Origin of the sequence: Snodgrassella sp. W8135 (genome assembly GCF_016101225.1) — a bacterium.
GTDB lineage: Bacteria > Pseudomonadota > Gammaproteobacteria > Burkholderiales > Neisseriaceae > Snodgrassella > Snodgrassella alvi.
Genome location: NZ_JACFQX010000001.1, coordinates 48,243 through 73,488, shown reverse-complemented (window position 1 = coordinate 73,488; position 25,246 = coordinate 48,243). Strand labels below are relative to the sequence as shown.

Annotated in this window: 22 protein-coding genes; 9 read left to right on the top strand and 13 right to left on the bottom strand. The window is 42.0% G+C overall.

Annotated elements, in window-relative coordinates; genetic code table 11:
• Window positions 1–454: 454 nt before the first annotated feature.
• Genes hutW through H3T75_RS00275 form a run of 3 tightly spaced genes read left to right on the top strand, consistent with a single transcriptional unit; the run spans window position 455 to window position 3,036 of the window.
• Window positions 455–1,837: a heme anaerobic degradation radical SAM methyltransferase ChuW/HutW gene (gene hutW, locus H3T75_RS00285; RefSeq protein ID WP_198210732.1), complete on the top strand. Its 1,383-nt coding sequence runs from the start codon at window positions 455–457 to the stop codon at window positions 1,835–1,837.
• A gap of 40 nt (window positions 1,838–1,877) precedes the next feature.
• Window positions 1,878–2,381, top strand: a complete 504-nt coding sequence (gene hutX, locus H3T75_RS00280) for a heme utilization cystosolic carrier protein HutX (protein ID WP_198210731.1) — start codon at window positions 1,878–1,880, stop codon at window positions 2,379–2,381.
• Between the two features lie 10 nt (window positions 2,382–2,391).
• Window positions 2,392–3,036, top strand: a complete 645-nt coding sequence (locus tag H3T75_RS00275) for an NAD(P)H-binding protein (RefSeq protein ID WP_084547273.1) — start codon at window positions 2,392–2,394, stop codon at window positions 3,034–3,036.
• A gap of 118 nt (window positions 3,037–3,154) precedes the next feature.
• On the opposite strand, the gene H3T75_RS00270 is transcribed toward H3T75_RS00275, so the two are convergent.
• From H3T75_RS00270 to H3T75_RS00260, 3 genes are all read right to left on the bottom strand, one after another.
• Complete coding sequence (locus tag H3T75_RS00270; protein ID WP_025331531.1) at window positions 3,155–3,493, bottom strand: zinc ribbon domain-containing protein YjdM; 339 nt, start codon at window positions 3,491–3,493, stop codon at window positions 3,155–3,157.
• Between the two features lie 120 nt (window positions 3,494–3,613).
• A complete protein-coding gene (yaaA, locus tag H3T75_RS00265; RefSeq protein ID WP_198210730.1) occupies window positions 3,614–4,396 on the bottom strand; it encodes a peroxide stress protein YaaA in 783 nt (260 codons plus the stop codon).
• 331 nt (window positions 4,397–4,727) lie between these two features.
• A complete protein-coding gene (locus H3T75_RS00260; protein ID WP_025331533.1) occupies window positions 4,728–6,119 on the bottom strand; it encodes an NAD-dependent succinate-semialdehyde dehydrogenase in 1,392 nt (463 codons plus the stop codon).
• A 478-nt stretch (window positions 6,120–6,597) separates the two neighbouring features.
• Between H3T75_RS00260 and H3T75_RS00255 the strand changes: the two genes are divergently transcribed.
• On the top strand, window positions 6,598–7,149 hold the full coding sequence (locus tag H3T75_RS00255; RefSeq protein ID WP_025331534.1) for a flavodoxin family protein: 552 nt from the start codon (window positions 6,598–6,600) through the stop codon (window positions 7,147–7,149).
• 102 nt (window positions 7,150–7,251) lie between these two features.
• On the opposite strand, the gene H3T75_RS00250 is transcribed toward H3T75_RS00255, so the two are convergent.
• A complete protein-coding gene (locus tag H3T75_RS00250) occupies window positions 7,252–8,229 on the bottom strand; it encodes a TerC family protein (RefSeq protein WP_084586011.1) in 978 nt (325 codons plus the stop codon).
• Window positions 8,230–8,727: 498 nt separating this feature from the next.
• Window positions 8,728–9,204, bottom strand: coding sequence for a hypothetical protein (locus tag H3T75_RS00245; protein WP_025331536.1), 477 nt, complete (start codon window positions 9,202–9,204; stop codon window positions 8,728–8,730).
• Window positions 9,205–9,654: 450 nt separating this feature from the next.
• Between H3T75_RS00245 and H3T75_RS00240 the strand changes: the two genes are divergently transcribed.
• A complete protein-coding gene (locus H3T75_RS00240) occupies window positions 9,655–10,617 on the top strand; it encodes an urea transporter (protein WP_198210729.1) in 963 nt (320 codons plus the stop codon).
• A 353-nt stretch (window positions 10,618–10,970) separates the two neighbouring features.
• Here the strand turns inward: H3T75_RS00240 and rpmE are convergent, their stop codons facing one another.
• A complete protein-coding gene (gene rpmE, locus H3T75_RS00235) occupies window positions 10,971–11,186 on the bottom strand; it encodes a 50S ribosomal protein L31 (protein ID WP_037394224.1) in 216 nt (71 codons plus the stop codon).
• 259 nt (window positions 11,187–11,445) lie between these two features.
• Window positions 11,446–12,855, bottom strand: coding sequence for a cysteine--tRNA ligase (gene cysS, locus H3T75_RS00230; RefSeq protein ID WP_198210728.1), 1,410 nt, complete (start codon window positions 12,853–12,855; stop codon window positions 11,446–11,448).
• 317 nt (window positions 12,856–13,172) lie between these two features.
• On the opposite strand from cysS, the gene H3T75_RS00225 reads away from it, so the two are divergent.
• On the top strand, window positions 13,173–13,868 hold the full coding sequence (locus tag H3T75_RS00225) for an OmpA family protein (RefSeq protein WP_084547282.1): 696 nt from the start codon (window positions 13,173–13,175) through the stop codon (window positions 13,866–13,868).
• Between the two features lie 131 nt (window positions 13,869–13,999).
• Here the strand turns inward: H3T75_RS00225 and yidC are convergent, their stop codons facing one another.
• From yidC to rpmH, 4 genes are read right to left on the bottom strand one after another with little or no spacing between them, the layout of a single operon-like run.
• Window positions 14,000–15,658, bottom strand: coding sequence for a membrane protein insertase YidC (yidC, locus tag H3T75_RS00220; protein WP_198210727.1), 1,659 nt, complete (start codon window positions 15,656–15,658; stop codon window positions 14,000–14,002).
• A 19-nt stretch (window positions 15,659–15,677) separates the two neighbouring features.
• Window positions 15,678–15,887 (bottom strand): membrane protein insertion efficiency factor YidD, encoded by a 210-nt coding sequence (gene yidD, locus H3T75_RS00215; RefSeq protein ID WP_084547360.1) that lies wholly within the window; start codon window positions 15,885–15,887, stop codon window positions 15,678–15,680.
• On the bottom strand, window positions 15,884–16,243 hold the full coding sequence (gene rnpA / locus H3T75_RS00210) for a ribonuclease P protein component (RefSeq protein ID WP_037394212.1): 360 nt from the start codon (window positions 16,241–16,243) through the stop codon (window positions 15,884–15,886). The genes yidD and rnpA overlap by 4 nt, the downstream gene beginning before the upstream one ends.
• A gap of 8 nt (window positions 16,244–16,251) precedes the next feature.
• A complete protein-coding gene (rpmH, locus tag H3T75_RS00205) occupies window positions 16,252–16,386 on the bottom strand; it encodes a 50S ribosomal protein L34 (RefSeq protein WP_004283944.1) in 135 nt (44 codons plus the stop codon).
• 222 nt (window positions 16,387–16,608) lie between these two features.
• Here rpmH and dnaA point away from each other — a divergent pair, with 222 nt between their 5' ends.
• From dnaA to gyrB, 3 genes are all read left to right on the top strand, one after another.
• Window positions 16,609–18,231, top strand: a complete 1,623-nt coding sequence (gene dnaA / locus H3T75_RS00200; RefSeq protein ID WP_198210726.1) for a chromosomal replication initiator protein DnaA — start codon at window positions 16,609–16,611, stop codon at window positions 18,229–18,231.
• A 15-nt stretch (window positions 18,232–18,246) separates the two neighbouring features.
• Window positions 18,247–19,350, top strand: coding sequence for a DNA polymerase III subunit beta (gene dnaN, locus H3T75_RS00195; protein WP_025331544.1), 1,104 nt, complete (start codon window positions 18,247–18,249; stop codon window positions 19,348–19,350).
• 309 nt (window positions 19,351–19,659) lie between these two features.
• Window positions 19,660–22,050, top strand: a complete 2,391-nt coding sequence (gene gyrB, locus H3T75_RS00190) for a DNA topoisomerase (ATP-hydrolyzing) subunit B (RefSeq protein ID WP_198210725.1) — start codon at window positions 19,660–19,662, stop codon at window positions 22,048–22,050.
• Between the two features lie 85 nt (window positions 22,051–22,135).
• Here gyrB and H3T75_RS00185 read toward each other — a convergent pair whose 3' ends face one another.
• Window positions 22,136–23,368, bottom strand: coding sequence for an RtcB family protein (locus H3T75_RS00185; protein ID WP_198210724.1), 1,233 nt, complete (start codon window positions 23,366–23,368; stop codon window positions 22,136–22,138).
• A gap of 45 nt (window positions 23,369–23,413) precedes the next feature.
• A complete protein-coding gene (locus tag H3T75_RS10830) occupies window positions 23,414–24,988 on the bottom strand; it encodes a slipin family protein (protein ID WP_232335738.1) in 1,575 nt (524 codons plus the stop codon).
• Window positions 24,989–25,246: the final 258 nt, after the last annotated feature.

Sequence of the window (25,246 nt, the reverse complement as noted above, 5' to 3'; positions counted from 1 at the left end):
TTTAATGATTGATCATCATAGATTTTTTAGTAAATTATGCCAATATGTTTTAAAAATAATTTATTTTGCTGCCAATTAAATATATAGTCAGAATACAGCGTTTATATAATTACCATTTAATTAATACAATTAATTCAAAAATCAGAACTTTAATAAATATTGATTTTTATAAATTCAGTTTTAAGCTTATCAAGCTTTAATTCAGACAGATAAATTTATCCACACTACCATCTGATTCAGCCGTATTCTTTTAATCATTGATAGATGAATTCCAGCACGCATAAAATAGTTTTTGCACAATTATTCTACAGAATAAACATTTCTATTGGCATATTCATGTCTGTTGATATGTATCAATAAACAGGATATTGTTAAGTATACATGGTCATAAAACCATTGCCACATGATAATAATTATTATTTAATTCTTGCAGCTTTCAATTTATGTCTGTGTTATGAAATCATTGGATTTAAGCCGTTATTATGCTGCATGTTCTGGTTTACCGTTTCAGGATCGCTGGGCTGTCATGCCATTACGCGCAAGTATGCCACTGGCTGCGGAAGATATCGAAAAGCAATGGCAACAATTACAGCAAACTGAACTTACCGGTAATAAAAGGCTGATTTATATTCATATCCCCTTTTGTGATACTCACTGCCAGTTTTGTGGCTTTTACCAGAATTTGCTGCGCAAATTTGATACTGAAGCATATATTGATGCTTTACTAACCGAAATCACTCTGGAAATCAACAATCCGGCATTACAGTCTGCACCCATTCATGCGATTTATTTCGGAGGTGGTACACCATCCGCTCTGCCCGCCGGTCAGCTAGCTCGGGTAATCAGCTTACTGAAACAGTCTTTACCTCTTGCACCTGATTGTGAAATTACTATTGAAGGACGAATTTCTGATTTCGATGAGGCACGTACAGATAGTTATATAGAAGCAGGTGCAAACCGGTTTTCAATCGGTATTCAGACTTTCGATACCAATATTCGTCAGAAGCTCGGACGCTTATCCAAACGTGAACAGATTATAGAAACATTTGAACGGATTGCCGCTAAAGACAGTGTAGCACTGGTGTGCGATCTGATGTTTGGATTGCCCGGGCAGACACCTCAGAGCTGGCAGACAGACTTAGAACTTGCTGCCGGTCTGCCGCTGGATGGTGTGGATTTGTATGCTCTAAATCTGCTTTCTTCCACACCGCTGGCTAAGCGGGTGGAAAACGGCCAACTTGAATTACCTTCAGTAGCGGATAAATGTCATTTTTATTTACAGGGTGAAGCTTTTTTACGCCGGCAGGGCTGGATGCAGCTAAGTAACAGCCATTGGGCTAAAACCACACGTGAACGAAATTTATATAATCTGCTAATTAAGCAGGGTGCTGATTTCTTTGCATTTGGCTCCGGTGCCGGTGGCCGGCTGGGCGGTCAGTCATTTATGCTGCAACGCGATCTGGCTGAGTACTACACACGGCTGAAACAAGGCAAAAAACCATTGATGATGCTTACCGGCCAATCTTTACTAGGAGAATGGTTATATCAGCTTCAGGCCGGTATAGAACAGGGTCGGGTTGATTTAGCTGCACTGACAACACAGGCTCACTTATTGGATCCGTTACTGGAACAATGGCAGCAGGCGGGTTTACTCGTCAATGATGCACGCTGTCTGTTGCTAACCCCATCAGGCCGTTTCTGGTCGAGCAATCTGTTACAGGCTTTGCAGCAATTACTATTGTCTTTGAATAATCCGGAACATCTTGAGCGACAGGAAAAAATGATGCAGATGCGCCAAAGCGGAAAATCCGCGCCAGGGCATACCACTGCTCCGTAATATCTCAGCGTCAAAACAGTTTTAATTTAAGGAAATAAAAATGACTGAACAGTCTGCAAGTAATAATCTTAAACTTTTCATGCAAAGTAACCCGGAAGGTACGCTGGAACAGATTGCCCGGCAATATCAGACTAGTTTAACAGCAGTAATTGAAGCCATGCCTGATGCAGTGCTGACAGACGGAAGTCAATTTGATACTGTATGGCAGGAAGTGCTTACATGGGGTGAAATTACTTTTCTGGTTCACACTCCGGATATTATTGCTGAATTTTCCGGTGAACTGCCAGCTGGAAAATATGGTGCCGGTTATTTTAATTTGCAGCATAAGCAAGCATTCGGCGGGCATATCCGGGTAGAAAACTGTGCACATATCGCTTTTGTTGAGCGCAGTTTTATGCATATGGCTACTGCGGGAATTATTTTTCTGAACCGTCAGGGTGAAGCTATGTTTAAAATTTTTGTCGGACGTGATGAACAAAGACAATTAAAAGCACAGCAATTAGATAAATTCAGAATTCTGGCTCAACGTTTCCGTCCGGACTAAGGAAAAACTGATGAAAACGCTATTATTGTTCGGGGTGAGCCCTAAAAAAGGCACCGGCTATCAGGTATTACAGCTGGCATTACAGCAATCATCTGAATGGCGCTGCGCGGCACTGGTACGCGATGCCGCTTTTGCCGCTGAATTAAACCGGCAGGGTGTGCAGACTGTGGTTGGTGATGCTACCGATGAATCCAGTGTCAAAGAAATATGCCGGCTTGCCGGCACCAATACCATAATTGTCTCTACTCTGGGCGGATCAGCTGGCGCACATTATCTGGCTCAGCGCCTGATTATTGATACAGCTGAACAAGCTGGTATCTCCCGGATGCTGCTGGTTACCTCTCTGGGCTGCGGCGACTCATGGCATACTATGTCTGAACGCGCAAAAACTGCTTTCGGGCATGCTGTACGGGAAAAATCTCTGGCAGAGGTATGGCTGCAAACCAGTAAGCTGAATTATGAAATTCTGCGTCCGGGCGGTTTGTCTAATGGTGACGTTACTGGCACAGGTAAATGTTTTTATCAGCAGGAGGTACATGGTTTTATTCATCGTACTGAACTGGCTAATGTCATTATGCAAAGAATCAGTGCCAGTGTTCTGGACAACCGTATCTATGCGGTTGTTGACCCGGGATTAACTTCTGACAATAATTAGAGCATATTGGTGCCTGTATGTGGATAACTTAGTTATCCACAGATCAAAACCCACCCTGTCTGCAATTATAAACTGGCAGACAGGGTGGGTTTTGTGTACGTATCTCTTTGAAAAAATATCAGGCCTTTTTCACAAAGCACGCTTTAAGCATGATTTTCATGCCGTCAATTTTGCAATCAATTTCATGATCGCCTTCAACCAGACGAATACCTTTAGCTTTGGCACCTTTTTTCAGAACAGTGCTACTACCTTTAAGCTTAAGGTCTTTAATCAGAATAACGTCGTCACCAGTCGACAACGGATTACCGTTACTGTCTTTAACGTCAAGCTCTTGTGATGAACCGGTATTGCTGGCAGCATCCCATTCGTGTCCGCATTCCAGGCAGACAGTAAAGCTACCATCAAAATAATTCTGTTCGCTGGCACATTGCGGGCAGATTGGGGTTGATTCAGACATGGTTACACCTTTGCGATGGTAAAAGCGGCGATTGTACCTAATTTTGCTACAAGTACCATATTTTTATGTACTTACTCTGCTTTTTTTGCAGCTTTTGCACAGCTATACTGAATAATATGCCTAATTACGGTATTGCTGAGCTGTTTTTTCTGAACGTTTGAACACCAGTTCATCCTCACTTGATTCATGTGCAACAAACTGATAACCATGCTCATTGAATTCATGCAGCATTTTAGGTGAGTGCAGTTTATTGCATACAATAAAGCGAGTCATCAATCCCATGGCTTCTTTCGCATAAGCATTAACATTCATGTATTTACCCGCTTTTTCATCCAGAAAAACCGGTTTAATTACCTGTGCTTTAAGTTTATCCTTATCTATTGCTTTGAAATAATTATCAAAAGCTAAATCAATGATGGTTTCAGTTTCGATTTGATTCAAATGGCTGGTCAGGGTTTCATGCCAGAAATGATACAAATTAATACCTTTAGGATTCTCCAGACGTACATTCATACTCAGGCGGTAGGGCTGGATTAAATCCAGCGAACGCAATATGCCGTACAAACCGGAAAGAATACATACAGCGGTTTGCATATAATCCAGTTCATGCAGGGATAAATCACTGACTTTCAGGCTGGTGTAAATATCACCACTATAGGCAAAAATCGCCTGTAAAGCATTATCAGGGGTAAATGGCGTATGCCAGTCCTGAAAACGCTGCTGATTAAGCTCAGCCAGATGCGGGCTGATGTGCATCAATTCCTCCAGCTGTTTCACACTTAGCTGACGGCAATAATGTACTAACTGTTCGCTCTGTTTAAGAAACTGTGGCTGAGTATACTTTTCACTCAGGCGCGGATTAGCAAAATCCTGACTGGTGGGTGCAGCGATAATGGTTAACATACGGCCTCCTGTTCAATCACTGGTACACATTTATGCTCATCATGGTGAAATAAAATATTATTATCAATCAGATAATGCATAAAAACTCGATATCACCACTTTACCTGAGAAAATATTGTCAGCAGAACACAATAGCCCGAATTTAGCATAATGCTACATATATATTACATTTCAGTAACGTATATGTCTCTCCAGGTAAACACTTTACTGAACCGAAAAACAGATTGCTAACCACAATGGAGAAAATAAAGAAAAAATTAATTTACTGACGGCCGGAAATAAAAAAACAGGGCTGCACACTGTCAGCCCTGTTTTGCTTTATTTGCTCTGCTTAGAATTCACCGTCAATATCGGCAATACTTACCAGTTTAGCATTAACAAATTCTTTTAAGCCCAAATCCAGTAATTCACGTCCGAATCCGGAACGTTTCACACCACCGAAAGGTAAATCAGCTTTTACCATGGTTGGATGATTAATAAATACCATACCGGTATCAATCTGCTGAGCCAGCTGTGCACCGCGTTCTTCGTCAGCAGTAAAGATAGATCCGCCCAATCCGTACGGGCTATCGTTAGCAATCTCGATAGCGTGTGCTGCATCTTTAGCACGGTAAATTGAAGAAACCGGACCAAAGAATTCCCAGTGACGTGCCGGATTATCCGGCTGAATATTGGTCAGAATAACCGGCCGGAAGAAACAGCCCTGAGCAGGCATATCCAGCGGGATTTCCTCAGCGTGCGCACCAAGCTTAACTGCTTCATCCAGCTGCTGCTGTAAACCAGTAACGGCTGAACGTGAAGACAGCGGAGCCAGTGTTGTGGCTGCATCCATCGGATCACCCATGCGCAATTGCTGCACACCCTGACGATACAAACTCAGGAAACGGTCGTATACACCATCTTCTACAATAATACGCTTGGCACTGACACATACCTGACCGGCATTCCAGTGACGTCCGAAGACAGCCCATTTAGCTGCTTTTTCGATATCTGCGTCATTAAGTACGATGAACGCATCTGCACCACCCAGTTCGAGTGTACATTTTTTCACTGCGGCTCCGGCCTGAGCGGCAACAATGGCACCGGCACTTTCAGAGCCAGTCAGCGCTACACCGCGTACACGCGGATCTGCAATGATTTTGGCCAGTTGAGCATGAGTTGGATAGAGATTCTGGAAAGCACCGGCCATTAAACCGGCCTGAAGGAACATCGCCTCCATTTTCGCTGCACACTGAGGTACATTAGAAGCATGTTTCAGCACAATCACATTACCGGCAGCCAGTTGCGGGGCTGCAATACGTGCTATCTGGTAATAAGGGAAATTCCATGGCTCAACAGCCAGAATAATACCCTGCGGAGCAAATTCAATACGGGCACGATTACCTTTATTGGATGTAACCGGTAACACTTCCGGCTGAAGCTGCCGTTCAGCATTAACTGCATAATACTCAAGAATCTGTGCTGACAGTTCCGTTTCTGCTTTAGCTTCACTAAACAGTTTACCCATTTCCAGCGTGAGTAAACTGGCATATTCTTCAATATTAGCCCGCAGAATATCCGCAGCGTTTTGCAGAATACGCGCACGCTGGGCAAATGTAGTAGTTTTCCACTGATGGAAAGCGGCATCAGCATGATTTAATGCTGCTTCCAGCTCAATATCGGTAGTATCAGAAAATGCCTTTACCTGTTGCTCGGTATAAGGATTGGTACTAGCGTACGCCATATAATTACCTCTCATGAGTAAAAGTTACACCACGGTTACTGCCCTGTTGGCTATTTTTGGTGTGCCGCCGGTACGGGCAGGTTCTGAAACAATTACAGTGTTTACTATGAAGAAATGGTTGTGTGCCTGATGTGTGCTGCCGCTGTTAATTATCTTTTGTAAGCCTGATACAGGCTACCGGCAACATTAATTTTCCTGTCTGTTATCACTTTAGCATGATTATGTATTAATTGAGTTTAACAATAATTTACCACAACAGCAAGCGTACCGTAAACTAACAAATTCCAGCATGCTGTCTTAGTGCATTAGTGTATTAGCTAAATACCATAGCAACTGGTATGTGTAAGGATAATAATGCATCACTCAATAATTTCTTCGCAGGCAATAATCGAAATTTTTGTTTCCTGAAACTCTCTTGCAGTAGCAGCACAGCACGCATAAACTGTTTTAACATTTAATCATTCATAAGGATGTACAAATGAGTAAACTGGCGATAGTGGTTTTTTCCGGTTACGGCCATACTCGTAAAATAGCTGAAGCAGCTGCTGCAGATACCGATGCAGTACTGGTTGAAATTGATGCTAATGGTGATCTGGACAATGATCAGTGGCAACAGCTTCACGACGCCAAAGGGATTATTTTTGCCGCACCTACTTATATGGGCAATGTACCCTGGCAATTCAAAAAATTTGCTGATGCCACTTCAGGACTGTGGGCAGAGCGCGCATGGCAAAATAAAGTATTTGGCGGATTTACCAATAGTGCCAGTTTTAACGGTGACAAACAGGTTACGCTTCTCTGGATGCAGACACTGGCCGCACAGCACGGCGGTATCTGGGTAAGTCTGGGACTGTTACCGGCCAATAACAAAGAAGCAGACCGTAATGATATTAATGTACTCGGAGGCTCTGGAGGAGCGCTGATACAAACACCGGCAGATGCCAGCGTAGATGAAATTCCGCGCGGCGATATTGAAACCGTTAAAATCTACGTAGCACGGGTAAGCGAAATCATCAATAAATTAGCTTAATCGTTTTTAAGCTAATTTCGAATTTCAGCCCGTTATCTGTTTTTGCCGGTTAATGGCAGTAACAGATAACAGGCTGTTTAAATAAATATCACCTATTATTAATTAAGCTGATGGTTGTTGTCTGGTTTTCCACCATGAAGCAAGTATAGCAATCATTAAAGCACTAAACACGACAGTCAGTGAAGCAAAAGAAGGAATATGCCACCATTTGGCCACCAGCATTTTGCCGCCAATAAAAGTTAAAACCACAGCCAGCCCGTATTTGAGATAGATAAATTTTTCTACTACATTGGCGAGTAAAAAATACATCGCACGCAGCCCCAGTACCGCAAAGATATTGGAAGTAAAAACAATAAATGGGTCAGTGGTGACGGCAAATACTGCCGGAATACTGTCAACAGCAAAAACAACATCACTTAATTCAATCACAATCAAAGTAAGCAGCAAAGGAGTTGCCATACGCTGACCGTTTTCAACGGTAAAGAATTTTTCCCGGTTTAACTGCCCGCTAACACGCATATGCCGGTGCAGCCAGCCTATCAGCGGATTATCGGCCAGACCTTTATCTTCCGTCTTTTCAGGCAGCATCAGCTTAATCCCGCTATAAAGCAGGAATACACCAAACAGATACAATACCCATTCAAAACGGCTGACCAGTACTGCACCCAGAGCCACCATAATGGCGCGTAGTACAATAGCGCCCAGTACACCGTAAAGCAAAACACGATGCTGGTACTCAGCCGGCACTTTGAAATAACCGAATATCAGAATAAATACAAAGATATTATCGACTGAGAGTGATTTTTCCAAAACATAACCTGTCAGAAAATCCATCACCGAATCTGCTGCTATAGCCGGACCGGCGGCAGGATTATGTGCCAGCTCAAAATACAGCCAGGCAGCAAATCCGAGAGAGACAGTAATCCAGACTGTTGTCCATAGTAGAGCTTCTTTGGTACTAACCCGATGCACTCCCTCTTTTTTCAATGTAAGCATATCAATTGCAATCATCACAATGACAATCACGATAAATACGCCATAGAATAAAGGTGTACCGACAGAATTCAGCTGTAGCTGCATAAGTTTTTCCTGCTAAATATTTTTATCATAAAAAATCTGGTAACCATACCAGTTATCAGAATCAGCAGTCAGGTAAATGGCTTTATACCGGCTGCTATTCGAACAATAGCATATTCGGCAGAAAAGATAATCCCCCTGCTGATAATTGTTTTAAGCAGATTCTGCATTCCGCCTCTGCCAGGAATTAAGAGAAGATATTCAGAATTATTTTTAGCGGAATAGATAATCTATACCGTACATGATTTTCTGATAGCTAAATATAATAATTCAGTCTGGTTATAAGATTACAAAGCCAGCTTTACTATTTTTCATATCCGGATATAAATTAGTCTGCTGGCAATTTATGTTTTTTGATTTTCGTATCCGGCCTGTTTTCCGGTACTGAACCTTTTAAAACTATAAAACCGGCAAAGTTTAAATAATTAATGATGAATAATAAAAGAAAAACAGGGCTGAACACCCTGTTATGATGATTACTTTCACATTATCTGTTTCAATTTATTTAGCATCACAATCAGATGGTACTAAATGTACACTAAATAATTCTTTATCTTCATCTTTAAAATAATAATGATGATTAATGCCATCCGGAAATGAATTTCTTAATTTCACGAGATCAGGATCTCTATTTTCACAATATTTATTTTTTAAGTTATCACTAGTCATTTTCTGAACATTAGATGATGAGAAATTTTTTTTATTTCCTGTTACTACATATTTATAATCTACTACATTATTTCCAATAGTGAGATCGACCAGCTGGGTAGTTGAGGAAACTCTCATAGGCAGTTGCCGTTTAAGCTCGCTAAAGTAGCTCTGAATAGTATCATCATCTAATTTATTGTTATCAGACTTACTAGCATCTGACTGTACTGCCTCACTACCTGCTTTATTTGGCTCTGCCTGCTTCGAGTTACCACACCCAAAAAGTATCATGCTCAGGGATAATAACAACACTGTTTTCAAAATTTTCATATTTATTTCCATATCTAATACTGGGAATTATTATTATTACAAAAAAATAAATTAACTTACAATATTTAGTATTTTTTATTACTTAATATTCAGGTTTATTCTTTATTCATTAGATATAAATCAAACTTATCTGATTTGCTTAGTTTTATAAATTTCATATGAAATTCGTTTTAATTATTCCAGATTATATTTGAAATATTATTCAGTAGATTGTTCAATAGCAGCATTACATCCGTGTAATTTTTGTTATAGACAAACTCCCTGATATATATATCTATTACTTCTTACAGGTTGTATTTCACCTAAATAGATACGGGATAATTACATTTTTATACTTCTGCAACCCAACTATCGCTTATTCTCTTTTATAATCATTCTAATATTCATAGTTACCGCTGCTGATAGTAATTTATTTGTTCAGCTAAAGTAAAAATAAAAAGGAGAAATCAGATGAACACAGCCTCAGTACGTCAGTACTGGCATCAGTTAACCAGTACCAATCATCTTTGTCAGTTTATTGATGTTATCCTGCGCAGCTACGGACAGGTTATGTTGCAAAACAATCCTGTTTCCGGGCTAATCTTTTCAATAGGCATACTATTTGGCAGTTACAGTGCCGGTAAGCCACAAACTGCTCTGGCCTGCTTACTTGCTGTAGTCTGTGCCAATGCAATAGCTTACATGTACCAGCTTAACCGCAAAGCCTGGCTGCAAGGAATTTATGGTTTCAATGCCTGTCTGATTGGTATCGCCTTATCTGTTTTCTGCGAAAATTCACTGTATTTATGGCTAAGTATCATACTTGCTGCCATATTATCAGTATTTATTACACAAGCATTCAGCTCAATATTACAGCAATGGTACTTACCCTGTCTGACAATACCATTTGTGTTGATTACATGGCTGTATCTGTTGGCTACACCATCATTCTCAGTACTGATACGCGAACCGTCTACGGAATTATCTGCACAGATTTCAAGTTTTAATCTTCTGCATCTAATACCGGATAGTATACTGGGCATTGCCGAAGTATTTTTATTTAACAGCACGCTGGTAGGTGTCATTTTTCTGGCGGGACTGGCAGTCAATTCAATCAGAATGGCTATCTATGCACTGGCCAGTTCTTTACTGGCCATCGGTATTGCACTGTTATATGGCAGTCAGATAGAAATGATCTCTCTCGGCCTCTATTCTTTTAATGCAATCCTGACAGCTATCACACTGGCTACTTTCAGTAATAATCAGGATTTTAAAACCATTATTTATATTGTCTTCGGTATTATCTTTACTGTTCTTACTCAGGCCGCATTAGCCACAATACTGAAGCCGTTTGCCATACCTGTATTAACCTTACCTTTTGTACTAGTAAGCTGGTTATGGTTATTAACCAATCAAACTTTAAGCCAGCGTTAGCATTTATCGATTTTATATATTGAATAAAAGAAAAATAAGAAAAATTTGTATTTTTCAGATTTTAAAATTGGATAGGTAACAGAAAACAGCGATCCCGGTAAAACAAGATTAAATCAATGCTTTTTACTAACTATGAATCAGAAAATGCAAATTCACAATTTTGCGCGGAACTATCAAGAAAGAGTTTCGTAATATGAAAGGTAAATGTATACCCGCTTGAAATAATCAAACCAGTAAAATATTCAAATTTTTTGGCTATTTTTGCTACTGTATTGAACACAACATCAGATTATCTGATAAAAAAGACTGCCCTGGTGGCAGTCTTTTTCGGTGCAACATGTTGCAAATAAGAATTAACGTTTGAACATATTGCCGTATTTCTGATTGAACTTATCCACACGACCGGTAGAGTCAACGATTTTCTGTTTACCTGTGTAGAAAGGGTGACAGGCAGAACATACTTCGATATTGAAAGTATCTTTTTCCATTGCGGATTTAGTTACAAAAGTGTTACCGCAAGAGCAAGTCACGGTTATATCATGGTAGTTCGGTTGAATACTGTTATTCATAATATCGTCCTTGGTTGGCGGGCACAGGGGTTGTGCCTGTACCTCTTGAAACGGATGTTCAGAATCGGGTAATTATACTCGCATGAATAAGATTTTCAAGTGAATCAGTATATAGCAGCTACTCTTCTTCACAGCTAAAACGATATGAAACGACCAGATTCCTCACATCCCACTATTTAAGTCTGACATTGCTGTCAAGACCATAATGCATTACAAAAACACACCCGGTCTGAGACTTAAGGCTGTGCTGTATACAAATTCAGGCACGACGCCAGCTAGTCCCGCCGGCACCATCTTCCAATACAATACCGGCTGCCATAAGCTCATCACGAATCCGGTCAGATTCAGCCCAGTTACGTTCTGCACGAGCCTGCTGCCGTGCAGCTATCAGCGCTTCTATAGCTGCGTTATCCAGACCCTGAACCGTTTCCCCCACTTCTCCCTGAAGAAAAGCAGCCGGATCACGTTGTAACAAGCCCAGTAAACCTGCCAGCCCTTTCAGACATCCTGCCAGTTTGGCGTCATGTGTTTTATTAATTTCATTAGCCAGCTCAAACAATACTGCTACAGCTTCAACTGTAGCAAAGTCATCATTCATGGCTGCATAAAAACGGCGCGTGTAATCATTTAAGTCAGCATGTACTGCCACTTCTGCGGCAGCTGTATTTTTAAGTGCCGTATATAAGCGGGTTAATGCACCTTTTGCATCATTCAGATGAGCATCCGAATAGTTCAAAGGGCTGCGATAATGTGCACGCAAAATAAAAAACCGCACAACTTCAGCATCGTATTTTTGCAACACTTCGCGGATAGTGAAGAAATTTCCAAGTGATTTAGACATTTTTTCATTATCCACACGAATAAATCCATTATGTAACCAATATTTAACATGGCTGGCAAAATGATTATGCTCTTCACAGCACCCGTTTTTTTCCGCACCGCAACTCTGAGCAATTTCATTTTCATGATGAGGAAACTGTAAATCAGCACCACCTCCATGAATATCAAAATTTTTACCCAGTAGTGCTTTACTCATGGCAGAACATTCAATATGCCACCCCGGGCGTCCTCTGCCCCACGGGCTGTCCCATGCCGGCTCATGCGGCTTGGCTGATTTCCACAACACAAAATCCAACGGATCCCGTTTATGTCCGTCAACATCAACCCGTTCTCCGGCACGCAAATCATCCAGACTTTTCCCGCTTAACTGACCGTATTGCGGATACTCGCGTACCGCATAAAAAACATCGCCATTATCCGCCATATAAGCCTTATTATTGGCAATGATATCTTCAATCATAGCAATCATTTGCGGGATATATTGCGTGGCTCTCGGTTCGTGGTCTGGCGGCAGTACACCCAAAGCGGCTGCATCTTCGTGCATGGCCTGAATATAGTAATCGGTAAGCTCAGTAATACTAATCCCGCGTTCATTGGCACGGCCAATGATTTTATCGTCTATATCAGTAATATTACGTACATAATCAAGCTGATAACCCAATTCCCGCAACCAGCGCGCCACCAGATCAAATACAATCATTACTCTGGCATGACCAAGATGGCAATAATCATAAACAGTCATACCACACACATACATACGCACCTGGTGCGGATTAATCGGTGTAAATTCTTGTTTGCTTCTGGTTAAAGTGTTATACAAGCTGAGCATGTCGTTTCCAAATGGCTAAAATGGTAGCACTGTACTAAGGTAATTAGTTTGTATGAGGTTAAACTGGTTGTTTTCAAGATATAACCAGCTTAAAAAGTTAATTATAGTAGCCTGAACGGTACTATAGCCAACAATTATTATGGTCTAAAGCAGTTTTCAACCAAAAATTTATCTTTTTATCATATAGATATAACCATTTTTCTTTTCAGTACATCATATTGCCAAAAAAGCATGACTCTTGCTTTTCTACTATAGAAAGCATAAAACAGAAACTGTGAAAAGCATAATCAAGCTTATATTCAAGAGAAGGAGTAAGTATGACTATTATGAAACCACTGGCTGCACTTGCAGCTGCTACCGCCCTTGCTTTAACCGGCTGTGTTACCGATCCGTCTACCGGTCAGTCTCATGCCAGTAAAACAGCAGTATATGGTTTAAGTGGCGCTGCCGTATGCGGCATTGTCGGCGCGATTACTCATAACAGCCGCGGTGCACGTAATGCAGCACTTGGTTGCGGTGCTATCGGAGCCGGTATTGGCGCTTATATGGATTATCAGGAAAAACTGTTACGCCAGAAACTGGCTAATACCAATGTCGAAGTTCAGCGTGAGGGTAATCAGATCAAACTGACTATGCCTGAAAATGTGACATTTGCAACCAATAGTTCAGATTTAAGTGGCGCGGCTACCTCTTCTCTGTCATCGGTGGCTGAAGTACTGGCTAAATATGTAGATACTACCATCACTATTGCCGGATACACTGATAGCACAGGTAATGACAGTATTAACATCCCGTTATCACAGCGCCGTGCACAATCAGTTTCAAATTTCCTGACTTCCCGTGGTGTTGCTTATAACCGTATCAGCGCTAACGGATACGGATCTGCCAATCCTATTGCCAGCAATGCAACTGTTGAAGGACGCGCACAAAACCGCCGTGTGGAAATCCGGTTAAATCCGGTACAGCAGGCTCAGACTACAACCACTCAGCAAACTACAACCTATGTTCAGTAATTACTGAATATGCCTGATTGATTACTACAGCAGCTTCTGCGGTCAGACAATTAAAATTTGGTATATATATTCAATCAAGCTGCAAATAAAAAAAGCACTTCAACATGAAGTGCTTTTTTTCAGACTGTATTTTATATATCCAGTGAGCGATGCAGTTTAGCCTGCCGCTCAATACGCTTATTGATAAACCATTGCTGAGCCAGAGTCAGAATATTATTCGTCAACCAGTAGAGAACCAGCCCTGCCGGGAAGAAGAAAAACATTACTGAAAAGGCAACTGGCATGATTTTCATCATTTTCGCCTGAACCGGATCAGTTGGCGGCGGATTCATAAATGTTTGCAGATACATAGTCAGTGCCATGAGCACAGGCAGAATAAAGTAAGGATCCTGACGGCCTAAATCAGTAATCCAGCCAATCCATGGAGCTCCGCGCAATTCTACCGAAGCAAACAATGCCCAATACAAACCAATAAATACCGGAATCTGCAGCAACATAGGCAGACAACCGCCAACAGGATTGATTTTTTCCTTTTTATACAGCGACATCATTTCCTGCTGCATACGCATACGGTCATCACCGTACTGATCTTTCAATGCCTGCAAACGCGGAGCCACAGCACGCATCTTGGCCATCGATTTATATGAAGCATGTGTCAGCGGAAACAGAATTGCTTTGACAGTAAGAGTAAGCAGAATAATCGCCCAGCCCCAGTTTTGTACCAGACTGTGCCACCAGTTCAGCAGCCAGAATAAAGGAGAAGAAAACAACGATACTTTGCCGTAGTCTTTAATCATCTGCAAATGATCAGCTACTTTAGTAATGACAGAATAAATCTGCGGACCGGCATACAGGGAGATACCGAAACTGCCAGTGGAGTTAGCACCAATATCTTTCAACGGTACTCGTACGCCGGCAGAATACAGACTATCACTGCGTTTTCTGATATCTATCTGGCAGTCACTGGTACCACAAACACTGTTACCTTCTTTCGGCTGCAGAATCCAGGTAGTCATAAAATAATGCTGGGTCATACCAATCCAGCCGGTATTGGTTTTACGCTGATAATCTGCCTGATCACGACCAGAGGTATAATCACTGTCAAGATCTTTAAAGGCTACTTTTTCAAATTTACCATTCGGGGTATACAGTACCGGACCAGTATAGGTGTGATCGAAATAGCCTGTACCTTCAGGTTCCTTATCATCCCGCAGTACCCGGTAAGCTACATCCATTTGTAATGGCTGAGCATTGTGATTGGCAATTTCATAGCGCAGCCCGATCAGGTAACTGCCTTTAGTAAACGTATAAATTTTACTAACCTGTACACCGTTTTGTTCGGCAGCGGTCAGACGCACATCCAGTTTGTCACCATTAAGCGTGTACTGCTTTTGCGCAGCTGTAAATGTCAGGTCTTTAAACTGATAATCACCCTGACGGTTTAATAATATCGACTGGGCAACATACTGATGGCCATTTGCACCATTATCCAGCAATACAAAAGGCTTGCTGGCATCACTGGTAGCCTTGTATTTATTGAGAGTTAGCTGGCGTAAATCGCCGCTTTTTTCATCAATAACAGCCTTAACAGTATCAGTAGTCACTGTTACCGGCTCCGTTTTATTCAGGGCACTCTCGGCAACAACACCAGTAGAAGAAGTATTGCCGTTACTGGTGGATGATGTTTGTTGTGCAGCTGGCTGTTTTTCGGGTTGCGGGTATAATTTTTCCCAACCCAGCAAAATCGCCATGGTCAGCACAAAAAATATCAATAATCGTTTGAAATCCATAGTGTATTCCGTCTACTCGCTAAGGAAGAGGGTCATGACCGCAACCACCCCATGGATGACAGCGGCAAATACGCTTTATCGCCAGCCAGCTACCTTTCATTACCCCGTATTTTTGCAGCGCCAGTACGGCATATTGCGAACAGGTCGGGTTGTAGCGGCAGCGCGGTGGTAACAGCGGGCTGATGGCATACTGATAGAACCGGATCAGACCCAGCAATAAATATCTCATTGCGAAGATGCTTTACATCTGTCAGCTGTAATAAGCAGCTGCTGTAAAGTCCTGACTACGCCAGCGTACTCAGCATGCCGGAACGGCTGGCGTACACGAATGATTATATCTACCGGCGGCAATTCATGCTTATGCAGGCGAAACCACTCGCGTATTAAGCGTTTCATATAATTGCGCCGGTTAGCACGTTTGGCAACTTTTTTGGCTACTATCAGCCCCAAACGCGGGAAACCTAAACTATTGCGTGCCTGAAAAACCTGAATCCAGGCACGGCTTTTTTGGCAACGTAATGCAAAAACGGATGAAAAATCATCCGTTTTTAATAGGCGATATTTTTTGCCAAAATGATAATCCATTCTTGTTCTTACACAGCCAAACGTTTACGGCCTTTGGCACGACGGGCAGCCAGCACAGCACGTCCGCCACGGGTTTTACTGCGAACCAGAAAGCCATGAGTGCGTTTGCGGCGGGTAACGGATGGTTGATAAGTGCGTTTCATAATTTATTCCCGAATTAACTTTAAATAAAACGTAGCATTACACAACAAGAACAGCACTTTGTCAATCAATATAATCTGTAGCAAAGCTTTACGGGAGCTGTGCTGGTATAAAGTGCAAATCATGGTCAGAAATTTGTTTATTGCGTATAATTAGCATAATAGGCACTTATTGTTTCCAGCCTTCAGCCAGCTCCGATTGACAGATAAATTTAAGCTTCACGAATGACCCTGACAGAATTTTGGCCTCAGTGCCTATTACAATTAAAACAAAGCTTACCTTCTCAGCAATACCAGATGTGGATTGCACCTTTAACTGTGGGCGAAGAAAATGGCAACTGGGTTATTTTTGCGCGTAATACTTTTACCTTCAATCATATCCGCGAGCGTTTCTGGCCGGCTATCGAAAATGCCAGACAATCTGTTCTGCCAGACGGCAGCACACCATTAATTCTGAAAATCGGACAGGGACTATCTCTGCAGGCTGCCACTGAGGCAATACCGGCAGGAAACAATTCACCGGCTAAGACTGCAGAACCAGCCTTAAATGTCGCTGAAGAGAAGGCTGATACTAAACCGGATTCAGTTGATAGCAATAAAATTCCTTCTGAAGTTTCAGCCAAACCACAGACAACGGCAAAACGTACCGAATCTGCTCAGGACATTATTGCCAAACGCCTGCGAAACAACCAGACTAAAAGCGCAAGTGCTACTGCCGAAACAAAAGAAAACAGCAAACAGACCTCCACAGAAAAACCTGAGGCTGGTGAATCAGTGACCACCTCTGATTCAGCACATGAAAACGGTAAAAAATCCCGCTATACTGACACTAACCTTAATCCTGAACATACTTTTGCTGCTCTGGTACAAGGTAAAGGGAACCGTCTTGCTCACGCTGCAGCGCTGTCAATTGCAGAGAATCCCGGCAATAGTATGTACAACCCGTTTTTTATCTATGGTAGTACCGGTCTGGGTAAAACCCACCTGGTACAGGCTATTGGCAATCAGCTGTTTGCCACCGACAACAAAGTAAAAATACGCTATATTCATGCTGATGAATTCATTCGCGGCATTATGAATGCATTCCACGCCAAATCTTTTGATGCCATGCGCCAGCAATATCAGCAGGTAGACTTACTGATAATGGATGACGTACAGTTTATTGCCGGTAAAGACCGTACCATGGAAGAGTTTTTTTACGTCTATAACCATTTAATTGACGAAAAAAAACAAGTTATCCTTACCTGTGATACGCTGCCTACTCATATAGACGGCATGGACGATCGTCTGAAATCCCGCTTCTCATGGGGGCTGAGTCTGGAGCTGGAACCGCCGGAGCTGGAAATGCGCGTAGCCATTTTGCAGAAAAAAGCTGAGATGGCTCAGGTGAAGCTTGAGGACGAAGCCGCATTTTTTATTGCCAAACATATCCGCAGCAACGTGCGTGAACTGGAAGGTGCATTCAAGCGGGTAGTAGCACAAAGCCGTTTTGCCAGCCGCCCGATTGATGTAGGACTGGCTACTGAAGCATTACAAGATATTCTGGCTGTTAACCACAAACCCATGACCCTGGAACACATTCAGAATACGGTAGCAAAATTTTATGGGATTACCATTAGTGATATGGTAGGGAAAAAACGTACCCGGAATCTGGCACGCCCGCGCCAGATGGCCATGACCCTGGCAAAAGAACTTACTCCGCTTAGTTTACCCGCTATTGGCAGCGGATTTGGTGGCCGCGACCATACCACAGTTATGCATGCGGTAAAAAGTATCTCCAAACTCCGCAAGGATGATGCTGAAACAACCAAAGCGTATGAAACCTTAATGATGATTTTGCGAGATTAAACCAAGGAACAAAATATGCTGATATTACAAGCAGAACGTGACAGTTTACTCAAACCGCTGCAGGCAGTAACCGGTATTGTAGAGCGTCGTCATACATTACCGATATTATCTAATGTATTACTGGAAAACCATCAGGGGCAAATCAAGATTCTGGCAACCGATCTGGAAATTCAGATTGATACCATCGGCCCCAAAAGCGAAGCAGAAGATTTTCGCATTACCACCAATGCCAAAAAACTGCAGGATATCCTGCGGGCTTTACCGGCCGGCGCAATCGTTTCTCTGGACTGGAATAACAACCGTCTGGTGCTGAAAGCAGGCAAAAGCCGTTTTAATCTGCAAACCCTGCCGGCCGAAGATTTTCCATTAATGAGTGTGGGCGAAAATATTGATGCCAGCTTCAGCCTGCCACAGGAAACATTTCGTGAAATGCTGTCTCAGGTACAATACAGCATGGCCATTCAGGATATCCGCTATTATCTGAATGGTCTGCTGATGCAGACAGAAGGCAATCAGCTGCGTCTGGTCGCTACAGACGGACATCGTCTGGCCTATGCAGCCTGCAATATTGAAGCCGATTTACCCAAAGCAGAAGTTATTCTGCCGCGTAAAACCGTGCTGGAACTCTTTAAGCTGCTTACCTTCCCCGAACAGCCAATCACCATTGAACTACTGAACAATCAGGTACGTTTCCGTTGTAATGACACAATCATTGTTTCTAAAGTCGTGGATGGTAAATTTCCGGATTACAACCGAGTTATTCCACTGGATAACGATAAAATCTTTCTGGCCAACCGTACCGAGCTGCTGGGTGCACTGGAACGGGCAGCCATTCTTGCCAATGAAAAATTTCGCGGTGCCCGCCTGCAAATCCAGCCCGGATTACTGAGCGTGACCTGTAATAATAACGAACAGGAAGAAGCTCGTGAAGAGCTGGAAATTGCTTATCAGGGAGATACACTGGAAGTCGGTTTTAATATCAACTATCTGATGGATGTATTGCGTAATTTACATGCAGAAGATTTACAACTTGCTTTTGGTGATGCAAACCGTTCAACACTGTTTACCATCCCGAACAATCCCAACTTTAAGTATATAGTTATGCCCATGCGGATTTAAATATCCATGCACTCTTAAATCCGGTTACTGCCGTACGCCAGCTTTCTGTTTTTAATAGCTCAGTCTGGTTTACGGCAGTTTATTATTTACAATCAGCATTCTTATCTTCCAATAAACATCAGATAAAACATCATCTTAAATATAGCACAGGGCTGAAAAAAAACCGATTTTATGCTATAATAAGTTTTTGGTTTATTGCCCTCAAACAGGCCTGTTATACAGTTATACCACTAACGTTTTTTATAATTAATAACAGTTATAAATGACCTTTAACAGCATAACCGCTGCCAAGTTTAGTAAAGAATTCTTATGATAGATCAACACCCTGAAGATTACAGTGCCGACAGTATCAAAGTATTAAAAGGTTTGGATGCTGTTCGCAAACGTCCCGGTATGTACATTGGTGATACTCAGGATGGCACGGGTTTACATCATATGGTATTCGAAGTTCTGGATAATGCCATTGATGAAGCACTGGCCGGATACTGTGATCATATTACCGTAGCAGTTAATGCCGACAACTCCATTACTATTGAAGACAATGGCCGTGGCATTCCTACCGATATGCATCCGGAAGAACATCGCTCAGCAGCTGAAGTAATCATGACCATTCTGCATGCCGGAGGAAAGTTTGATAACAACAGTTATAAAATTTCCGGTGGTCTGCATGGTGTAGGTGTCTCTGTAGTTAATGCACTTTCTGACTGGCTCCGTCTGACCATCTACCGTAATCACAAAGAACATTTTGTAGAATTTCGTCACGGGGATGCAGTTGCTCCGCTGGCTGTTGTCGGCGATACCGACAAACAGGGTACACGTGTTCAGTTTCTGGCCAGTACCGAAACCTTTGGTAATATCGATTATCATTTTGATATTCTGGCCAAACGCATCCGGGAGTTATCTTTCCTGAACAACGGCGTCAGTATTGAACTCTTTGATAAACGTGATGGCAAACACGAAAATTTCGCATTCAGCGGTGGTGTAGCCGGCTTTGTACAATATATGAACCGGAATAAAACGGCTCTGCACAATAAAGTTTTCTATGCCAATGGTGAAAAAGATGGCATGAGCGTGGAATGTGCCATGCAGTGGAACGACAGCTATCAGGAAAACGTACAGTGTTTCACCAATAATATTCCGCAACGCGATGGCGGCTCCCATTTAACCGCCCTGCGTCAGGTTATGACCCGAACCATCAACAACTATATTGAAGCCAATGAAGTTGCCAAAAAAGCCAAAGTAGATACTAATGGCGATGATATGCGTGAAGGTTTAACCTGCGTATTGTCTGTTAAACTGCCTGATCCGAAATTTTCTTCACAAACCAAAGACAAACTGGTTTCCAGTGAAATAGGTCCAGTGGTTAATGAAGTGCTTGGTAAAGCCTTGTCTGAATTTCTGGAAGAAAATCCTGCAGAGGCCAAAATCATTACAAGCAAAATTGTTGATGCCGCGCGTGCACGTGAAGCAGCGCGCAAAGCACGCGAAATTACCCGCAGAAAAGGGATAATGGATGGTCTGGGGCTGCCGGGCAAACTGGCAGACTGTCAGGAAAAGGATCCTGCTTTATCAGAATTGTATCTGGTCGAAGGTGACTCGGCAGGCGGTTCTGCCAAGCAAGGCCGTGATCGTAAATTTCAGGCCATTTTGCCCTTAAAAGGTAAAATCCTGAATGTAGAAAAAGCCCGTTTTGAAAAAATGCTTGCCAGTCAGGAAGTTGGCACTTTAATCACTGCACTGGGTGCCGGTATAGGCAAAGAAGAATTTAACCCGGAAAAATTGCGTTATCACCGCATAATTATCATGACCGATGCGGATGTAGACGGCGCGCATATCCGTACCCTGTTGCTTACCTTCTTCTACCGGCAAATGCCTGAACTGGTTGAACGCGGTTATGTATATATTGCTCAGCCACCATTGTATAAAGTGGAATATGGCAAAAAAGACAACTACCTGAAAGACGAGTTTGAAAAAGATCAGTTCATGCTCAGCCTGGCATTGAATAATGCTCAATTAATTATTGGCGAAAATACTCTGGAAGGTAATGCTCTGTCCGAAATCGCCAAACAATTGATTCTGGCACAAAGTATGATTGCGCGTGAAAGCCGTATCATTGACAACAATGTACTTAATTCCCTGCTTCTCTGGAATGAGAATCTGGATTTAAGCACTGTAAGCAATGCAGAAAAAGCTGTGCAAACATTAACCGCACTGGTTAATGACGACAACCTCAAACTGGAACGCATTGGTGCAGATGATGAAGTACAAATGATTAAAATTACTCGTCAGTTGCATGGGAATCATATGGTCAGCTATCTGGATCAGAAATTTGTTGAAAGCCGCGCCTATCAGATTATCCGGCAGACAGCGGCCACTTTAAGCGGTATTGCTGACGTACCAATTGAAGTCATTAAAGGTAATATGACCACCACTGTAACCGGCTTTGCCCAGGCACTGGAATTACTGATGGATTTAGCACAGGAAAAAATTAACATTCAGCGTTATAAAGGTCTGGGTGAAATGAATCCCGAACAATTATGGGAAACTACAATGGATCCTTCAGTACGCCGTTTGCTGAAAGTCAGAATCGAAGATGCGATGGCAGCAGATGATGTATTTGTTACCCTGATGGGTGACGAAGTTGAACCTCGTCGTGCATTTATCGAAAACAACGCTCTAAATGCTCAGGTTGATATTTAGTTTTTAAATACCTGAAAAAGGATGGCATTGTCTGCCATCCTTTTTTCTATACAAAAATATTCTGCAGTTGATTATCCGGATAATATCAGCCCTTAACACAGATAACCTGACGTAACTGGTGCTTGATTTCCACCAATTCCTGTTGCGCCTGCATTACTGCGTCAATATCCTTATACGCCATAGGAATTTCATCAATAACCTCAGCATCTTTACGGCACTCTACATGAGCCGTAGCCTGTATCTGGTCAGCAACAGTAAATTTCCGTTTAGCTTCACCACGACTCATAACTCTGCCTGCACCGTGAGAACAGGAATGAAAACTTTCTGCATTCCCCCGCCCCTGCACAATATAACTTTTTGTTCCCATAGAACCCGGAATAATTCCCAGTTCACCTTCTCGTGCAGAAACAGCCCCTTTACGCGTAACAAAAACATTCTTACCGAAATGGTGCTCTTTCTGTACATAATTATGGTGACAGTTTACAGTTTGTAAATGCGTGGTAAACGGCACATTGATTACTTTGCGTATAGCAGCGATAGTATTGTGCATCATCACTTCACGATTTAAACGGGCAAATTCCTGTGCCCAGTGCACTGCTTTCAGATAATCATTACAGTATTCGGTTCCTTCTACTAAAAACGCCAGATCATTATTAGGTAAATAGGTATCAATGAAATATTTTTTCATTTCCTTTTTAGCCAGCTCACTGAAATATTTACCTATTGCACGACCAATACCGCGTGAACCACTATGCAGCAATATCCATACGCGATCACACTCATCCAGACAAACTTCAATAAAATGATTACCGCCGCCCAAGGTTCCCAAATGACTATAACTATTCGCTTTTAAAAAACACGGATATTTACTGGTCAGTTTTTCAAATCCGGGTAAAAGCTGCTGCCAGTACTCCTGTACAATCGGTGGCGGATTTTGCCAGCTTCCTTTATCGTACTTTTCATTATTGAGTGTGGAACCATGCGGTACCGCCTTTTCTATAGCCAGACGTAATGGCATTAAATCTTCCGGCAGATCCTGAGCGGTAAGTGACAGCTGTACCGCCATCATTCCACAACCAATATCCACGCCGACAGCAGCCGGAATAATCGCACCAGCAGTCGGAATCACACTCCCGATAGTAGAGCCTTTTCCCAGATGCACATCTGGCATAACCGCAATATGCTTAAAAATAAAAGGTAATTGTGCAGTTTCGAGCAATTGTTTTTTAGCCACATCTTCTACCGGCACACCTTTTGTCCACATTTTTACCGGACGTGTTTTATTTTCTTTTAATACTTCAAATTTTTGCTTTTGCATTTTTAACTTCCATTATTTTTTAGCAAATTAATTAGCGGATGTATGCTATTGCGCCTGAATATTAATCAAACCATGCAATAACTGATCCAAACCGCCTACAACTGAAATCTTATCGATTCGTTCAGCAATTCTTTCCAGTGTTTCCATTTCTTTTAAGCGTAAAGCAACCGGATTATTTTCCATTACCCGGGCTGTATTCAGTAAGGAACGGGTAGCAGAAGTTTCTTCCCGCCGGCGGATAACATTCGCCTGTGCAGATTTTTCTGCTTCTACTACTTGTGCCAGAATGGTTTTCATGTCTCCCGGTAAAATAATATCTTTTACGCCAACACTGACCGTTTCGATTCCATAACCCGTCATATGCATCTGCATATGAGCATTCACCACCTCGTCGATTAAATTTTTGTTTTCCAACAATTCATCCAGACTGCGAGTACCAATCGCTTCCCGTAATGCAAATTGTAATTGCCGGTACAATAACTCCATTGGCTGCGCAATTCTGGCAAACGCCTTTAACACATCGGTGTAACACCAGCTGGCTACCAGATTAATACGCAGATTGACTTTATCCCGGGTTAAAATTTCCTGACCGGATATTTCCACTGTCTGCAAACGTGTATCGACAATTTCGACACTGATTTCACGATTAAAACGCCAGTAAGCAGTAATACCTGCATTAAGCAGCTGTTCTACTTTACCATTAACTTTTAATACGCCAACATGATATGCCGGTACCTGTGCAATCAATACACTACTATCGCCTGTCACTTCTTTTTTACGTAATTTTGGCTGTAACAGCTGCTGTACCATTTGCTCAGAAAGCTGAAAATCGTCAGTCAGCTCAATAAGCTGCATATGCTGCTTGCAGTTATTCTGCCAGTACAATCGTTTGGTTCCCGGAGGCAGAATTTCTACCAGTAAATCATCTTCAAAACGTAAACCGGTCTGATTAGCACCTACCTGCATCTGAATACAGAATTGTGCCATCTGCTGCGGGGCATTTTGTTCAATTGTTGCCGCCAGCAAATCATCAATACGATTATCCTGTAGTTTGAATTTACCCAGAACCAGCTTATGTTTGAATTCACACAAACCAATTACGGATTTAGGTGGAATAATCTGTACAAACTGATTATCAACAAACAGCGTACCAATTTGCTCATCGATAAAATAATGCAGTTTGATGTGATCGATACCTTCAATTAATCTGCCGGTATTTTTTGCCTGAATAATTTCCATAGCAACTTCATCAGACAACCGGTACCCTTGCTCCAAAGTTACTTTTTTAATTGCCTGTTCTTTATAACTCTTCCAGTACAATGCTTTAGTAGAGGGTTGAATAATCTCTACCAGCATTTGTTCTTCATAACGCAGTACAATCTCATTATCAGCCACATTGACATAATGACAATATTTTTCTACCAGCTGCGGATAAAAATTGAGCAGTTTTTCGGCGATAGCCGGTTCAATCTTAGTATCAGCTAAATCCACCAGATAATGAGTAATGTTGACAAAAGGATTCCAGAAAATATGCCGGCCTGCGGTAACAATAGTATTAATTTCACCGCGTTTGGTGACAACGGCCAGCTCACCTTTTTTCACATTAATTATATTCAACATATTAAATCTCCTTTTATGGCAGCCAGCAAGGAGAAGAGACACAATCAAACGGATTAAGTAACGAAATAACAGGGGAAAAACTGATATCTTTAAACATTCAACTAACTGCTTATGGCTCATCAATTTTTTGCCTGCTATCCGGTTTTTTTACCCGGACAGAATCATTAATCCGTTTATTCTGTGCGGTTAACCGGTTTTTTTCGTGTCTTAGCTTTACTGCTTTGCTTATTTCCCTTTACTGGCTGGTATTGCTCAAAC

Bases quoted from the DNA above. Each gene is read 5' to 3' on its own strand.
- dnaN (WP_025331544.1), top strand. From the start codon at position 18,247: ATGCTGATATTACAAGCAGAACGTGACAGTTTACTCAAACCGCTGCAG.
- yidC (WP_198210727.1), bottom strand. From the start codon at position 15,658: ATGGATTTCAAACGATTATTGATATTTTTTGTGCTGACCATGGCGATT.
- H3T75_RS00275 (WP_084547273.1), top strand. From the start codon at position 2,392: ATGAAAACGCTATTATTGTTCGGGGTGAGCCCTAAAAAAGGCACCGGC.
- H3T75_RS00185 (WP_198210724.1), bottom strand. From the start codon at position 23,368: ATGCAAAAGCAAAAATTTGAAGTATTAAAAGAAAATAAAACACGTCCG.
- rpmH (WP_004283944.1), bottom strand. From the start codon at position 16,386: ATGAAACGCACTTATCAACCATCCGTTACCCGCCGCAAACGCACTCAT.
- hutW (WP_198210732.1), top strand. From the start codon at position 455: ATGAAATCATTGGATTTAAGCCGTTATTATGCTGCATGTTCTGGTTTA.
- H3T75_RS10830 (WP_232335738.1), bottom strand. From the start codon at position 24,988: ATGTTGAATATAATTAATGTGAAAAAAGGTGAGCTGGCCGTTGTCACC.
- rnpA (WP_037394212.1), bottom strand. From the start codon at position 16,243: ATGGATTATCATTTTGGCAAAAAATATCGCCTATTAAAAACGGATGAT.
- yidD (WP_084547360.1), bottom strand. From the start codon at position 15,887: ATGAGATATTTATTGCTGGGTCTGATCCGGTTCTATCAGTATGCCATC.
- cysS (WP_198210728.1), bottom strand. From the start codon at position 12,855: ATGCTCAGCTTGTATAACACTTTAACCAGAAGCAAACAAGAATTTACA.
- H3T75_RS00270 (WP_025331531.1), bottom strand. From the start codon at position 3,493: ATGTCTGAATCAACCCCAATCTGCCCGCAATGTGCCAGCGAACAGAAT.
- H3T75_RS00250 (WP_084586011.1), bottom strand. From the start codon at position 8,229: ATGCAGCTACAGCTGAATTCTGTCGGTACACCTTTATTCTATGGCGTA.
- rpmE (WP_037394224.1), bottom strand. From the start codon at position 11,186: ATGAATAACAGTATTCAACCGAACTACCATGATATAACCGTGACTTGC.
- H3T75_RS00240 (WP_198210729.1), top strand. From the start codon at position 9,655: ATGAACACAGCCTCAGTACGTCAGTACTGGCATCAGTTAACCAGTACC.
- H3T75_RS00225 (WP_084547282.1), top strand. From the start codon at position 13,173: ATGACTATTATGAAACCACTGGCTGCACTTGCAGCTGCTACCGCCCTT.
- H3T75_RS00255 (WP_025331534.1), top strand. From the start codon at position 6,598: ATGAGTAAACTGGCGATAGTGGTTTTTTCCGGTTACGGCCATACTCGT.
- H3T75_RS00260 (WP_025331533.1), bottom strand. From the start codon at position 6,119: ATGGCGTACGCTAGTACCAATCCTTATACCGAGCAACAGGTAAAGGCA.
- yaaA (WP_198210730.1), bottom strand. From the start codon at position 4,396: ATGTTAACCATTATCGCTGCACCCACCAGTCAGGATTTTGCTAATCCG.
- dnaA (WP_198210726.1), top strand. From the start codon at position 16,609: ATGACCCTGACAGAATTTTGGCCTCAGTGCCTATTACAATTAAAACAA.
- gyrB (WP_198210725.1), top strand. From the start codon at position 19,660: ATGATAGATCAACACCCTGAAGATTACAGTGCCGACAGTATCAAAGTA.
- hutX (WP_198210731.1), top strand. From the start codon at position 1,878: ATGACTGAACAGTCTGCAAGTAATAATCTTAAACTTTTCATGCAAAGT.
- H3T75_RS00245 (WP_025331536.1), bottom strand. From the start codon at position 9,204: ATGAAAATTTTGAAAACAGTGTTGTTATTATCCCTGAGCATGATACTT.